The organism is Pseudoclavibacter sp. CFCC 14310 (genome assembly GCF_008831165.1).
Taxonomy (GTDB): domain Bacteria; phylum Actinomycetota; class Actinomycetes; order Actinomycetales; family Microbacteriaceae; genus Pseudoclavibacter_A.
This window is the reverse complement of record NZ_WBKC01000002.1, coordinates 70,125-83,616: the sequence shown is the minus strand read 5'-3', so window position 1 is coordinate 83,616 and position 13,492 is coordinate 70,125. Positions and strand designations below refer to the sequence as shown.

General features: G+C 65.7%; 12 protein-coding genes. 7 read left to right on the top strand and 5 right to left on the bottom strand.

Annotated features, from left to right (window positions below; all coding sequences use genetic code 11):
- Window positions 1-200: 200 nt before the first annotated feature.
- The 4 genes from F8O06_RS04145 (at window position 201) to F8O06_RS04130 (ending at window position 4,961) form a co-directional block, all read left to right on the top strand.
- On the top strand, window positions 201-1,820 hold the full coding sequence (locus tag F8O06_RS04145) for an L-lactate permease (RefSeq protein ID WP_158037668.1): 1,620 nt from the start codon (window positions 201-203) through the stop codon (window positions 1,818-1,820).
- 134 nt (window positions 1,821-1,954) lie between these two features.
- Complete coding sequence (gene cls, locus F8O06_RS04140; protein WP_158037667.1) at window positions 1,955-3,421, top strand: cardiolipin synthase; 1,467 nt, start codon at window positions 1,955-1,957, stop codon at window positions 3,419-3,421.
- Between the two features lie 164 nt (window positions 3,422-3,585).
- Window positions 3,586-4,317 carry a PadR family transcriptional regulator gene (locus F8O06_RS04135; protein WP_225733390.1) on the top strand — a complete coding sequence of 244 codons (732 nt, stop codon included), beginning with the start codon at window positions 3,586-3,588 and terminating at the stop codon, window positions 4,315-4,317.
- Between the two features lie 11 nt (window positions 4,318-4,328).
- A complete protein-coding gene (locus F8O06_RS04130; RefSeq protein ID WP_158037665.1) occupies window positions 4,329-4,961 on the top strand; it encodes a YitT family protein in 633 nt (210 codons plus the stop codon).
- A gap of 51 nt (window positions 4,962-5,012) precedes the next feature.
- Here F8O06_RS04130 and F8O06_RS04125 read toward each other — a convergent pair whose 3' ends face one another.
- Window positions 5,013-5,843 carry a TetR/AcrR family transcriptional regulator gene (locus F8O06_RS04125; protein WP_158037664.1) on the bottom strand — a complete coding sequence of 277 codons (831 nt, stop codon included), beginning with the start codon at window positions 5,841-5,843 and terminating at the stop codon, window positions 5,013-5,015.
- A 136-nt stretch (window positions 5,844-5,979) separates the two neighbouring features.
- On the opposite strand from F8O06_RS04125, the gene F8O06_RS04120 reads away from it, so the two are divergent.
- Window positions 5,980-6,963: an NAD-dependent epimerase/dehydratase family protein gene (locus tag F8O06_RS04120; RefSeq protein WP_158037663.1), complete on the top strand. Its 984-nt coding sequence runs from the start codon at window positions 5,980-5,982 to the stop codon at window positions 6,961-6,963.
- 122 nt (window positions 6,964-7,085) lie between these two features.
- Here F8O06_RS04120 and F8O06_RS04115 read toward each other — a convergent pair whose 3' ends face one another.
- Complete coding sequence (locus F8O06_RS04115; RefSeq protein WP_158037662.1) at window positions 7,086-8,741, bottom strand: TIGR04028 family ABC transporter substrate-binding protein; 1,656 nt, start codon at window positions 8,739-8,741, stop codon at window positions 7,086-7,088.
- Window positions 8,742-8,990: 249 nt separating this feature from the next.
- Between F8O06_RS04115 and F8O06_RS04110 the strand changes: the two genes are divergently transcribed.
- Entirely contained in the window at window positions 8,991-9,284 is a 294-nt protein-coding gene (locus tag F8O06_RS04110) for a PLDc N-terminal domain-containing protein (RefSeq protein WP_158037661.1), read from the top strand.
- Complete coding sequence (locus tag F8O06_RS04105) at window positions 9,281-10,393, top strand: YcjF family protein (protein WP_158037660.1); 1,113 nt, start codon at window positions 9,281-9,283, stop codon at window positions 10,391-10,393. Before F8O06_RS04110 ends, F8O06_RS04105 begins: the two co-directional genes overlap by 4 nt.
- A gap of 72 nt (window positions 10,394-10,465) precedes the next feature.
- Here the strand turns inward: F8O06_RS04105 and F8O06_RS04100 are convergent, their stop codons facing one another.
- From F8O06_RS04100 to F8O06_RS04090, 3 genes are read right to left on the bottom strand one after another with little or no spacing between them, the layout of a single operon-like run.
- Window positions 10,466-12,199, bottom strand: a complete 1,734-nt coding sequence (locus F8O06_RS04100) for a TCP-1/cpn60 chaperonin family protein (RefSeq protein WP_158037659.1) — start codon at window positions 12,197-12,199, stop codon at window positions 10,466-10,468.
- Window positions 12,200-12,234: 35 nt separating this feature from the next.
- Window positions 12,235-12,663, bottom strand: coding sequence for a zinc ribbon domain-containing protein (locus F8O06_RS04095; protein WP_158037658.1), 429 nt, complete (start codon window positions 12,661-12,663; stop codon window positions 12,235-12,237).
- Window positions 12,663-13,481 (bottom strand): N-acyl homoserine lactonase family protein, encoded by an 819-nt coding sequence (locus F8O06_RS04090; RefSeq protein ID WP_158037657.1) that lies wholly within the window; start codon window positions 13,479-13,481, stop codon window positions 12,663-12,665. The genes F8O06_RS04095 and F8O06_RS04090 overlap by 1 nt, the downstream gene beginning before the upstream one ends.
- Window positions 13,482-13,492 lie beyond the last annotated feature (11 nt).

Sequence of the window (13,492 nt, the reverse complement as noted above, 5' to 3'; positions counted from 1 at the left end):
CGTGATGCGTGCACGGTCGTTTGAGGCTGGCCTCTCGCCATCACGCCGTCACGAGCGGTATTGTGTCATGTGGTCCTGATGTGGTCTGACCACAATCGCTGCCCTCTGGCGCCCGACCGATTCTGACGACGACGTCGCTCATTTCCCGACTGAACGGCGCTCGTGTGTGCTGTTCCGGCATGCACGAAAGGCACTCTGTCATGTGGACGCAACCGCTTGATCCGACTGGCAACCTCGCTCTCTCAGCGGGGCTCGCCGCCGTTCCGGTGATCTTCTTCCTGGTCGCACTGGTCGGTTTCAAGATGAAGGGCACGACAGCTGCGGCCATCGCCGCTGTGCTCGCCGTCATCGTCGCCTTCATCGGCTTCGGCATGCCGGCGTCGGCCATCGGCGGTGCCGCGCTTGACGGTGTGCTCAACGGCCTGTGGCCGATCGGCTACATCATTCTGATGGCGGTGTGGCTGTACAAGCTCGCCGTGCGCAGCGGCAAGTTCGATGTGATTCGCAACAGCATCTCGGGCATCGCTGCCGACCAGCGCATCCAGGTGCTGCTGATCGCCTTCTGCTTCGGTGCGTTCCTCGAAGGTGCGGCCGGCTTCGGCGTGCCGATCACCATCTGTGCCGCCCTGCTGCTGACGCTGGGCTTTCCCGGGCTGAAGGCTGCGGTGCTCGCCCTCATCTCGAACGCCGCAGCAGGTGCCTTCGGCGCCATCGGCATCCCCGTGATCATCGCCGCACGCCAGGGCGACGTCCCGATCCCCGAGCTGTCGGGCATGATGGTGCTGGTCGGTCAGCTGCCGACGATCATCATCCCGTTCCTGCTGGTCGCCATTCTCGACGGCTTCCGCGGCATCCGCGAGGTGCTGCCCGCCCTGATCACCGTGGTCGTCGCGTTCAGCGGTTCTCAGGCTGTACTGCTGCTCGTGCTCGGACAGCCCGACCTGGCCGACATCATCCCGTCGATCGTGGCTCTCGCCGCCCTCGCCGTGCTGTCGCGCTTCTGGAAGCCGAAGCGCACCTTCCGCATGCCCGGTGCTCCCGAACCGGTCAGCGAGCACTACACCCCGCGTCAGCTGGTCAGCGCCTGGTCGCCCTTCCTGTTTCTGACCGTGCTCATCCTGATCTGGAGCGCCCCCTTCTTCGCAAACCTCTTCGATCGTTCGAAGGGCGGTGCGCTCTCCGCGCTGAGCCTGCTGGTTTCGATTCCCGGTCTCGACGGCCAGGTCACGGCTGCGGGTGCGGATGCCCCGATGACAGCGGTGTGGACGTGGTCGCCGATCGGCGCCGCCGGCACCGCCATCCTGGTGTCGGTGCTGCTCACCGCGCTGACCAGCAGCGCACTCACATGGAAGCAGGTCGGCGAAGAGTTCGTCGCCTCGGTCAAGATGCTCTGGCAGCCGATCCTCTTGATCCTGCTCATCATGATCGTCGCCTACATCGCGAACTTCTCTGGCGGCTCGACGACCATCGGCCATGCGCTGGCGAGCGTCGGCGCGCTGTTCCCGCTGCTCTCACCGGTCATCGGCTGGCTGGGCGTGTTCATCACGGGCTCGGTCGTCAACAACAACACGCTCTTCGCCCACCTGCAGTCGGTGACCGCGACCGAGATCGGCACCAATCCCACCCTGCTGGTCTCGGCCAACGTGGCCGGTGGTGGCATCGGCAAAATCGTCTCGCCGCAGTCGATCGCCGTCTCGTCGGCGGCCGTCGGCCTGGCCGGCAAGGAGTCGGCGATCATGCGCGCCGCTCTCCCCTACAGCCTCGGACTGCTCGTCGTGCTGTCACTGTGGGTCTTCGCCCTCTCGGCGATGCTTGGCTGATCTCGCTCCGCTCGCGACGGCTGAGGTCTGGCTGCGCGGTCTGCCAGCGCGAGTGGTGCTGCAGATTCCGCACTGATTTAGGATGGGATCCGTGTTCGGGGCTCCGAGCACGGATCCCATGATCGAGGACTGCCATGTTCACCGCGCCGCTTGCCAGTCTGCTGGCGACGCTCGCACACACCCTCATCGTGCTCGTCTCGGCCATCGTCATCTCGCTGCGTCGGCCGCCGCAGACGGCCATCGCATGGGTGCTCGCGATCATGTTCATTCCCGTGGTCGGAGTGATCGCATTCCTCACGATCGGTATCGGGCGCCTGCCTCGCTGGCGGCAGCGTCGTCAGATCGAGATCAACTCGGCGCTCGCCGCGCGTGACGAGGTCACCGCACACCGCACCGTCCCGGAGTCGCCAGAGTGGATGCCCTCTGCGGTTCGCCTCAACGAACGGCTGACCGCGCTGCCCATGGTGGGTGACAACACGCTGCAGCTGATCGATTCGTACCAGGGGTCGCTGCAGGCCATGATCGACGACATCGATGCGGCGACCGAGTACGTGCACGTGGAGTTCTACATCTTGGTGCACGACGCATCGACAGCGCCCTTCTTCGAGGCGCTGCGACGTGCTCGACATCGCGGCGTGACCGTGCGCGCCCTCTCAGATCACCTCTCGGGTCTCGGCTATCCGGGTCGTCGCGCGACGAAGCGGATGCTCTCAGAGATGGGCGCGCAGTGGCACGCGATGCTGCCGCTGCGGCCCTGGCGCGGGCAGTGGCAGCGGCCAGACATGCGCAACCATCGCAAGATCGTCACCATTGACGGCAAGGTGGCCTACACCGGTTCGCAGAACCTGATCGACGACAGCTATCTGAAGCCGAAGAACCTGCGACGAGGGCTGCACTGGCAGGAGCTGATGGTCCGTGTCGAGGGTCCGCTCGTCGGCGAGCTCGACGCCGTCTTCATGTCCGACTGGTTCAGCGAATCAGGCGAACGGCTCACCCCGATGGCTCCTTCGCCCGCCGCCGAGCCTCGCACAGGCATACCGACGGTGTTCGGAGCCGATGCGCAGGTCGTGCCCAGCGGGCCCAGCTTCGCCAGCGACAACTCGCTCAAGCTGTTCGTGCTGCTCATTCAGAACGCCCGGCATCGCATCAGCATCACCAGCCCCTACTTCGTGCCTGACGAGGCGACCCTGCTCGCGCTGCTCACCGCTGCCGCGCGCGGGGTGGACGTCGAGCTCTTCGTCTCTGAGATCGGTGATCAGGCGTTCGTGTACTACGCACAGCGCTCGTACTACGAGGCCCTGCTCAACGTCGGCGTCTCGATCTATCTGTACCGCTCGCCGACGGTCCTGCATTCCAAGCACTTCTCCATCGACGACGAGGTCGCCGTGATCGGCTCCAGCAACATGGACATCCGCTCTTTCAGTCTGAATATGGAGATCTCAGTGCTGGTGCGAGACGCCGACTTCGTTGATCAGCTGCGCGCAGTCGAAGCCGACTGTCGCACCAACAGCATCCGTCTCAATGTCTCCGACTGGCGGCGTCGCCCCACACGCGAGAAGGCGAAAGAGGGCATTGCCCGGCTCACGGCCCAGCTCCAGTAGCCTGCGGTCGTGATCGCGACGCCGGACGGCCCCTCGGCCTGTCGACCGTCGCCGTGCGCCTCGCATCAGATCGACCGTCCCACTCTTGCACTTTTCGATATATCGGTATATATTTCTGATCATCTAGATCGCGATATATCGCGATAGTCATAAAGGAGAACATCGTGAGACACGAACATCACAATCATCATCACCATCACGAGCCCGGCTTCGGTGGCCCCGGCTTCGGCGGCCCCGGCTTCGACGGATGCGGCCATGACGGCGGCTTCGGCGACCGCGGCCACAGACGGTCACACGACAGAGGTCCAGGCGCTGGCGGTCCCGGCTTTGGTGGACCGGACTTCGGTGGACCGGGCTTCGGTGGACCGGGCTTCGGAGGTCCAGGCTTCGACCCGCGTGGCGGCTTCGGACACGGCGGGCGCGGCCGTGCACGCCGGGGCGACACCCGACTGGCGATTCTGTCGCTGCTGAACGACGAGCCGGCGAACGGCTACGGCATCATCAAACGCATCGCCGAGCGCACTGACGACAGCTGGCGCCCCAGCCCCGGGTCGATCTACCCCACGCTGCAGCAGCTGACCGAAGAGGGGCTCATCACCGCAAGCGGAGAGAACGGCGCCCACGAACTCACCGCCGCAGGCGCCAAATACGTCGGCGAACACGCCGAGCAGATCGCGCACATCTGGGACGCCCGGCCTCAGCGCGGCGAGCACGGAGGACTGCGCGAAGCGGCCCATGCGCTCATGACCGTCATCGGCGACTTCCGTCACTCGACGCAGCAGCAGCGAGACGCGGCGATCGACGAGCTCAAGCGCACTCGCAAAGCGCTCTTCCGCATCCTGGCCTCTGACGACGAGGCGCATGGGCAGGCCGAGGAGAACACCGACACGAAGTAGAATTCGGTGCTATGACCTCTGCCAGCGACTCCAGCGACCGCCGATATCCGGCACAGCACCACAGTATCCTCGATGACGTCGTCGGCATCGGCAGTGGTGTGTTCGCCGCGTCGCTCGGGCTGTACCTGCTGCACTCGGCGGGCGTGGTCACCGGCGGCACGGCGGGGCTCTCGCTGCTGCTGGCCTACGCCACGCCGGTTCCCTTCGGTGTGCTGTTCATGGTGGTCAACCTGCCGTTCTTCGTGCTGGCGGTGCGACAGCGCGGATGGAACTTCACCATCCGCACGGTCATCGCGGTCGCTGCCGTGTCGGCGCTCACTCCCCTGCACCCGGCGATGCTCGGAACGCTGGCAGAGAATCCCGTCTACGGGGCGGTCGCCGGAAACCTGCTCGCCGGCATCGGCCTGCTGATCCTCTTTCGGCATCACGCGAGTCTCGGCGGGTTCAACATCATGGCCCTGATCATTCAGGATCGATGGGGATGGCGCGCCGGCTACGTGCAGATGGCGTTGGACGTGATCATCGTGGCCGCCTCGTTCTCCGTCACCTCGCCGATGAACGTGCTGCTCTCGGCCATCGGTGCGGTGATCATGAACCTGGTCATCGCGCTCAACCATCGCCCAGGACGCTACCTCGGGTTCTGACCTTCGAGCCGGCGAAGCCTGGCATCTGCGCGGTATGTCACAAGACCGGCCTCACTCCAGATTCGGCGTCACGTCCGTCAGCCCAAGGCGCGTCGCGTGATCGAGGGCAAGAGACCGCAGGTAGACCTGCACGTCCTCGATCGAGCCGCGATAGTGACTGCCAAGACTGAAAGCAATCGTGCCGATCAAGGCCGTCCATGCGCTGATGACCGCAAACACCTCAGCGGCAGAGAGTCCGTCGGCGATGTCAGCACCGCCCCTCGCTCCACCGACGTGCTGCCGCACCCAGCCCCGAATACGCTCCAGGTCTTCCTCTGCGATCAGCGGCCCGACTGTGCCACTGTTCGCGGCGGAAGTCCACCCCAGGGGCGTCTCGCTCATCCCCGTGCTGCTGTGGCCATCGAGATAGACATTCAACAGCACGCGCACCACCTGCCCTGCTGGCTCGACCGTCGAATCCGGCGCGGCGTATCCAATGACTGGCGTGCCGTATATCAGGTAGAACCGCTGGATATGTCTCTGCGACCATGCAGAGGCTGCCTCCCAAACCGCGATCCAGCGCTGTCGTGCAGACCCGCCCGAATGCTGCACTTCGGCGTCAGCGTCGTTCATACTCTGCGCCAGATCACTGTAGGCACGCTCGATGAGCTCGGTGAGCAGATCATCGCGCCCGTCGAAGTATCGATACAGAGCCCCCACCGTGACGCGCAGCTCTCGCGCGATGCCACGCATCGACAGCTGAGACGGGCTTACCGTGGCAAGCTGATGCTCCGCAACGCGAAGGATTCTCAGCCGAACAGCGTCGTGCTCATTGCTCTGCACTCGTCGCTCCGGGGCGTCTCCGATTCTCGAGGCTTCTTCACCCCGCCGCACAGTCATCATGGGTCTCCATTCTCAGAACAGTGATTTGCCGTTGCGCTTGTGAACAGTGTTCACTATAGTCATCACTATGAGTGAACACTGTTCACGGTGCAGGTTCTCTCACCCTGGTGAGCCGTGCCCCAGACGGGAGCCACCCATGTCAACTTCTCTCATCATCGGCGCCGGAGCACTTGGCCGCTCCACCGCCGAGCACCTGCTGAACGCGGGTCACGACGTCGTCGTGGCCACACGTCGCCCACTGCCCGACACTGATCCACTCGTCATTGGCGGGGCACGGTCGATCGCCTGCGACATTACGACTCCCGAGGCGCTGGCAGCCGTACGCACCCTGCGGCTGTCGGCGATCGTGGCCTGTTGCAACTGGCCGTACCCGCAATGGTCGCGGATGTGGCCGAGGGCCACCCAGCAGCTCATCGCGATCGCGGCACAGCATGACGCATCGCTGACAGTCGCAGGCAACCTGTACCCTTATGCACTCGGCTCCTCTCCGCTCGGCGAGACCTCAAAGATCGACCCACCGTCTGCGCTGGGACGAGTGCGTGCAGAAGTCTGGGAGACGCTCTTCGACGCTCATAAGCAGGGCAGGATACGGGCGACGGAGATCCGCGGCTCCGACTACCTCGGAGCAGGAGCCGGAGCTGGGGCCCACGCCGGCGACCGGCTGGTCGTTCCGGTGCTCTCCGGGGCGGCCGCACATCCAATCGGAGATCCTGACCAGCCACACACGTGGACCGCGATCAGGGACTTCGGGCGCCTGCTGGCGCGGGCGGTGCAAGACGAACACATGTGGGGCCGCGTCTGGCATGTGCCCAGCGCTCCGGCCTGCGCAATCAGAGACGTCGCTCAGGCGCTGCTCGACGCAGATGTGCGTCTGAACGGTCAGGCAGCACAGACGCACCCGAGACTCCAGCCGATTCCAGGCTGGCTGCTGACCGCTCTCGGTCTCTTCTCACCGATGATGCGTCAGCTGGGCACAGTCGCCTATCAGTTCACCGAGCCGTTCGTCCTCGATGACTCTGCGGCACGGAACGAGCTCGGCGAGCAGGAGACCCCGTGGGCTGAGACCATCGAGGACATGGTCCGCGACTTCCACACCCGGCGGTCAGTCTCACTCCGCTGATCGCAATCCGTCCGCACGATCGGGCGCCACCGCGCGCTTGGAGACGAACATGTCTGCTACGTCGGGCTGATGACGCGCACGACTGACACGATGATGGCTGAGCGATTCAGCGATTCAGCTCCTCACCGGTTCAGCCAGAGGCTGTAGAACGACGGCCGCCCCACCGATTCCGTGTCGAACCCCTGTACCGCAGAGCTCGTCCCATAGACCAGGGGCTCTTCGTAGATGGGCAGCACATATGCCTGCTCGGTGACATAGTCCTGCACGGCTTCGCTCGCACGCTGACGCTCTTCGGCGCTCGGCCGGCTGGCCACGGCGTGCAGCAGCTCCTCGAGATGCGGGTCGCCGTACGATCCGTCGGTCTTGTCCAGGTTCAGAAAGACGTTGCGATTGTCGCCCGAGTACTGGCTCTTGATGACGTCGTAGTCGGCTCGCCCGACCATCTGGTGATAGACCTGCACCGTGTCCTGGTCGAGAGCGGCGGCGTTCTGCGCCGCCTGATCGCCTTGGAAGAGCCTCACCTCGACGCCCACCTCTTTGAGCTGCTCCTGCAGGATCGTGACCAGCTCCTTCGATCTCGGCAGCGGGATGGCGTGATTGACGGTGAGGGTCAGCCGTTCACCGTCCTTGGTGCGAATGCCGTCATCACCGACGTGCCATCCGGCTTCGTCCAGCAGATCACGTGCCCGCTGTCGGTCGTAGCGGTAGGCGGCCGATTCGTCTTTGTAGCCGAGTGCGCTCTTCGCCAGCGGCGAGGTGGCCAGCGGATAGCTCGCCGTGTAGAGCTGATCGAGTATCTGCTGCCGGTCGACACCCGCGATGAGCGCCTGCCGCACTCGGATGTCGCTGAGCCGTCGATCTCTGAACCGGAACTGCAGCGCGTTGTCGATGCCGTTCGTGCTGGCGACGTGCAGACTCTGTCCTGCGCCGGTGACCTGCGCCTCATCCGGCGGATCGATCTGGCGGGCAACGTCAGCCTGACCGGCGACGAGCGTGCCCACCCGAATGCTGCTCTCAGGTGTCACGACCACCTTCACCGCATCGATGCGAGCTCTGCCCTGATGCGCGAGCGACGGCGGCGCCCAGTCGTACCCTTCACGAGCCGTGAGCGTGTACTCCGTGTTCAGCTGCTCGTCGGTGACGACGAACGGGCCGCTGCCGACGATCTGCTTCGCCTGCCCGGGCGCGAAGCCCTCGGAGTCGCGATCGAGGGTGGCGTTCGACAGCAGGCCGGAGTTGATGGTCGACGTCGCCTGAGCGAACCCCGGGGCAGGTGCCGAGAAGTGGAAGCGAACGGTGTGTTCGTCGACGGCCTCGGCATGGTCATAGTTGTTCAATGCCTCCGAGACGGTCAGCTTGCGCTGCTTGTCCCCCTTGCCGTAGAGGTCGAAGTTCTTGACGACGTTGGCGGCGTCGAGCGGCGTGCCGTCCGAGTAGGTCACCCCTTCGCGCAGCCTGAACGTGTACTCGGTTGCGTCCGCGTTCACAGCGGGCAGTGCACTCGCGATCCAGGGCTCGAGCTCCAGCGTCTCGGGGTTCTGATAAAGCAGCCGGTCGGTGAGGTTGTTGACGATGCTGCCGTTCGGGTAGAAGCCGGCTGCGGGCGGGTAGAGCCCGCTGAAGGCCTGCGGCTCGAGATAGGTGACCGTGCCGCCTGACTTGGGCTCGCCCACTGCCTGTGCTGATTGGTCGGCGGCAGAGCATCCTGCGAGCAGTGTGGATGCCGTGGCCGCCGAGAGAACCACGGCAAGCAGTCGATTCCTCCGTTGTGGTCGCATGATTGATCCTCCTGAGGTCGCTGACATGACTGCATCAGTAAGCCATCTCATCCCGCTCGGGCACATCTTTCGGCGTCACTGGAGGTAACGATCGCTCAGGTGCACCGGCTCGCATGGGACTCGGCCGGCCGGTATGGCGAGCCGAGGCACGAGACGCCGGCGCACCATCCGGCCCCTGTCGCACGAACGCACTAGGCTGGGCACACGACGGCATCGTCCGATGTGGTCACGGCAATCGAGGAGGCATCAATGGCAAAGCTCAAAGATCAGGCGCTCGAGACCAAAGGCGAAGTCAAAGGCAGAGTCAAGGGCGGTTCGAAGGTCTTCGGCTTCGTGGCCGGCGCCGCACAGCTCGCACTGGCCGCCTATGCCGGCTCGGATCTCGTGAAGCGTCCCGAGTCGCAGATCAACGGCCCGAAGGCACTCTGGGCCGGTGCGCTCGCGATCAACTGGGTCGGTCCGACCGCTTATCTGCTGCTGGGCCGCAAAGAGACCTTCGACCAGGTCAAGGGCTTCGTCGACGGGCTGCAGAAGCGGGCATGACCGAACAGCTGGGTCGTGACCCTCAGGGGCGCCTGGACGAGGCGTGGGATGAGGCGCAGCTGCCGCGATACAACCTCGCGGTGATCGGGGCGACCGGTGCCGGCAAGAGCACGCTGATCAACGCCGTCTTCGGCGAGGACCTGGCGGCTACCGGCGTCGGCGCTCCGGTCACGCAGCAGGTCTCGCTGTACACGAACGACGAAGGCACTCTCGGCCTCTACGACTTCAAAGGAGTCGAGAGCTTCGATCAGCTGCGCGATGTGGTGCGTTCGTTCAAGAAGACCTATGCCGAGCGTGCGAAGGCCGGCGAGCCCATCCACGGCATCTGGTTCTGCATCAAGGCGGCCGATCGACGCTTCGATCAGACTCAGCGACGCCTCGTCGAAGATCTTGCGGCTCTCGACGTCCCCGTGTTCCTCGTGATCACGCAGACACCATGGAAGGCCGGCATCGGCTTTCCTCCCGACGTGCAGCATTTCGTCGACTATCTCACGTCGCTGCGGCTGCCCATCGAAACGGGCAGGCCGGTGCCGATCGCCGCAGTGGACGACCCGTTCTCCGGCACACAGGCCTTCGGCCTCGAGCATCTTGTGGAGGTGTCCCTCGAAGCGGCCCCAAAAGGCGTGAGCGCGGCGCTGGCCGCGGCACAAAGCGTCAGCATCGCCGTCAAGCACGGCGCCGCGCGTAAGGTCATCGCTCTGGCGTCGACGACCGCCACGGGGATCGGTGCGATTCCCATTCCCGTCGCAGATGCGGTGCCGCTGATGGCCGTGCAGGTGGGTATGCTGCGCAGGATCGCCTCGATCTACGGCATCTCGCTGACCAAGCAGGCGACGGTCGCGCTGGTCGCTCAGCTGACCAGTGCCCTTGCCGGCAAGACACTCGCCACGAGCCTGCTGAAGCTCGTGCCGGGCGCCGGGTGGGTGATCACCGGCGCGGTCGCCGGCGGCGTCACGACTGCGCTTGGCTACGCATGGCTCAGGCTCTGCGAGAATCATCTGGCCGGCGACCTCGACATCTTCGACTATCTGCAGTCGAACCGACTTGCGGCGCTGCTGCTCGAGCTGGCCGCCCAGAACCTCCAGGGGCGCGTCCACCGACGCCGATGAGGTGCACTGACCCCGTCGCCCTCCGCTGCCGGGCATCGCGCGCAGGCACGCACTGACCGTGGAATCAGCCCGTCAGTGACGGTGGTGTCCGGTGGTGGTCTCGGTGAAAGAGACCACTTGTTGGTTCCTCGGTACGACGGCCTCTGAGGTCAGGTAGACAGCAGCAGCCGAGGCAGCCGAGGTCAGCGCCCGTTCGACCGTCACGGCCGAGTCGATGACGCCCGCCTCGAAGAGGTCGCACCAGCGTCCGGCAGAGGCCTCGTACCCGAGTCGCCACGAGTCACCCGAGTCTTCAGTCGAGCTGTGCCTTGCCTCCCGCAGCAGCTCCATCTGCCGCCGAGCGATCGAGGCTCCGTCTCGCCCGGCGTTCTCTGCGATCGTGCGCAGCGGCACGAGCAGCACATCGGCGAACTCCTGGGCGAACGCATCGACTTCGCATGCCTGCAGGGCCTCTGCGGCCGCAGCGAGCGTGGCTCCGCCACCGGCCACGCAACCGCTGCGCAGAGCTGAGAGCGCCGAGTGCAGTGCGTCGTCGACTCGGAGCCGACGCTCTGAGCGCTCCCACTGCGTCTGCCCGCCGACCCGCAGCGTGATGGTTCGTCCAGCGAGTCGAGCCAGCCGCAGGTGCAGCTGCTCGGCGTCGAACGGATCGACCGCCAGCGCAAGCGCCCTGCGCAGCCGGTCGACTCGGGCGAGCAGAAGCTGTGGATCTGCCGCTCCCCCTGAGAACGTCGTCGTGCCGGCCGAAGCGCTCGTCGCACCGAGCTGCACCTGTCGCGCCGCATCGCGGACGACGACCTGTCGGGCGCTGCCCAAGTCGTCGGCACGACACCGGCGCACAGGGAGCTCAGGCCCGCCGAGCAGCGTGGCGCCGACCGACACGGCGAGGTCCTCAAGCAGGTCCGAACGTCGGATCCCGCTGCTCGGCGCGATCAGAGGCAGAGCGAACAGCCCCGCCTGCCTGCTGTTCGTCAGCAGCATGGCCCGGGCGTCCGCGCTGAACTCGTGCGCTACGACGACCAGCGCCCGACCTGACTCGTGGGCCACGCGGGCCGGGGCGATCAGCTCCTCGCCGCTCGTGATCTCGGCGTCGACCACCACGATGAGCGGTTCATCGGCGATCAGCAGACCGTGCGGTGATCGGGCCGAGCCCGCCGGCGACGAAAATCGCTCATCGACGAGACGGGCGTCCAGAGCCATCGCCGAAGACTCTTCGACATCGATGAGCGACGAGGCTCCGCCGCTTCCGCCCAATGTCCCTTCCTGCACCGTCACCACGCCGAGCTTCCCCGCGCGGTCGACCGCTGCCGCGATGGTCGCGCCGACCTCCCGGTCTCCGGCGGCCAGCGCCGCGATCTCGGCCACGGCGTCCGTCGAACGAACCGTGTCCGCATGACGGGCGACGAGGCCGGCAGCGCGATCCGCCAGGCCTCGAAGACGCGCAGCCACCGTCTGACGATCATCTCCGCTCGCGATGTGGCGCAGGCCCAAGGCGATGAACGCCTCGGCGAGAACGGTCGCAGTGGTGGTGCCGTCTCCCGCCGCCGAATCGGCCGCGCTCGAGGCGGTGCAGATCAGCTGGGCGCCCATGTCTGCGATCGGGTCGTCGAGGCGGATGCTGCGGGCGATTGTCGCACCGTCGTTGGTCGTGATGACACGGCCGTCTGGCAGACCGATCACGACGTTGCGTCCGGCAGGGCCGAGCGTGACGCCGACCAGACGGCTGAGCGTACGCACACCGACCAGCATGCGGTCACGAGCTGCGTCGCCATGCAGAATGCCGCCCTCATCGATCGTGACCGTCATGGTGCCCTTCTTCTGCTCGCAGTCTCGGCTCGGAATCAGCCGTTGCGGCGCTCGAACGCCTGCCGGTCGGCATGATCGAGACTGATCTCTTGCGCCTCTCGCAGCGCATGGTCGACGTCTTCGCCGGCCCGCAGCGGACGCTGCTCGAAGACGCCTTCATGAGCGACCACGGGCCGGCGGTCGCCCGCGATCTCGGGAAAGCGTTCGGTCAGACGCTCGCGGCGCAGTGCCTGTGCGCGCCACCGATCGACGGTCTCGCGGTCACCGCGGTCTGCGGCCGTCCACGTCTGCGGCAGCTCACCCTCGCCCAGACCGGCCGAACAGCTGCCGCCGACCGTCGGCGTCGAGATCAGCCGGGCGCCGGCAGCGCCGCACGTCGGGCACAGCGGGTCGGTGGCCGTCTGTTCGTCGACGACCGCCTCGAAGCCGTGCCCGTTCGCGCAGCGAAAGTCGTACAGAATCATCAGCTGTAGAAGCCGCCCTCGGGGGCGAGCCGCAGCTGCTTGCGCTGCTCCGGGTCGTGGCCGAAGATCAGCTCAGCCTGTGTGCGATCGGCGATGCCGCGCAGCTTCTCGACCGACTCCAGCCACTTCACGCTGTCCCAGACGATACCGGCACCGATGGCGGGCGGCCCGTAGCTCTCGCCGAGGTACACGGCGTCCGACGTGAAGATCTTCGTGCCGTCATTCGGCAGATCGACGCGCAGGGACATCGTGCCCCATGTGTGACCGGGGGTGAAGATGACCGAGACACCCGGCCAGATCTCCTGGTCTCCTGAGACGGCCTCCATCTTGACGCCGTCGTAGTCAGAGACCAGGTGCGCCCCGGCGAAGACGCCGTCGATTGCGAAGGCACCGGCGATCTCGTCGGAGTTCGCGATGATCCGCGTGCGCTCCGGGTTGAAGAGCTTCGTGTTGGATGCGTGGTCGAAGTGCAGGTGTGAGAGAACCAGCACGTCGATGTCGTCCGGGGTCAGACCGAGGTCGGCGAGCGCGCTGTCGAGGTAGCCGGGGCCCTCGGGATCTTCCTTCACCGGGAAGAACTCCTCGAAGCCGGTGGGCTTCCACCGTGTCTCCCAGTCACGAGGAACACCGGTGTCCCAGAGCAGTCGCCCCTCTGGATGCTCGACCAGCACCGCATGCGTGGGGCAGTCATCCCACCGGGGCTTCTGGTCTTTGTGATGTCGATCGACGATGGTGCTGCCTGCTTTGAGCAGCAGCCAGGTGTAGTCACATTCCATCACTCCGGTGGAGAGAATGTGCACCTTCATCTCTTGAGTCATAACAACCGCCT

What these genes read in the sequence shown, in the direction of transcription:
- F8O06_RS04145 (WP_158037668.1), top strand. Translation starts at nt 201, where the DNA reads ATGTGGACGCAACCGCTTGATCCGACTGGCAACCTCGCTCTCTCAGCG.
- cls (WP_158037667.1), top strand. Translation starts at nt 1,955, where the DNA reads ATGTTCACCGCGCCGCTTGCCAGTCTGCTGGCGACGCTCGCACACACC.
- F8O06_RS04130 (WP_158037665.1), top strand. Translation starts at nt 4,329, where the DNA reads ATGACCTCTGCCAGCGACTCCAGCGACCGCCGATATCCGGCACAGCAC.
- F8O06_RS04125 (WP_158037664.1), bottom strand. Translation starts at nt 5,843, where the DNA reads ATGATGACTGTGCGGCGGGGTGAAGAAGCCTCGAGAATCGGAGACGCC.
- F8O06_RS04120 (WP_158037663.1), top strand. Translation starts at nt 5,980, where the DNA reads ATGTCAACTTCTCTCATCATCGGCGCCGGAGCACTTGGCCGCTCCACC.
- F8O06_RS04115 (WP_158037662.1), bottom strand. Translation starts at nt 8,741, where the DNA reads ATGCGACCACAACGGAGGAATCGACTGCTTGCCGTGGTTCTCTCGGCG.
- F8O06_RS04110 (WP_158037661.1), top strand. Translation starts at nt 8,991, where the DNA reads ATGGCAAAGCTCAAAGATCAGGCGCTCGAGACCAAAGGCGAAGTCAAA.
- F8O06_RS04105 (WP_158037660.1), top strand. Translation starts at nt 9,281, where the DNA reads ATGACCGAACAGCTGGGTCGTGACCCTCAGGGGCGCCTGGACGAGGCG.
- F8O06_RS04100 (WP_158037659.1), bottom strand. Translation starts at nt 12,199, where the DNA reads ATGACGGTCACGATCGATGAGGGCGGCATTCTGCATGGCGACGCAGCT.
- F8O06_RS04095 (WP_158037658.1), bottom strand. Translation starts at nt 12,663, where the DNA reads ATGATTCTGTACGACTTTCGCTGCGCGAACGGGCACGGCTTCGAGGCG.
- F8O06_RS04090 (WP_158037657.1), bottom strand. Translation starts at nt 13,481, where the DNA reads ATGACTCAAGAGATGAAGGTGCACATTCTCTCCACCGGAGTGATGGAA.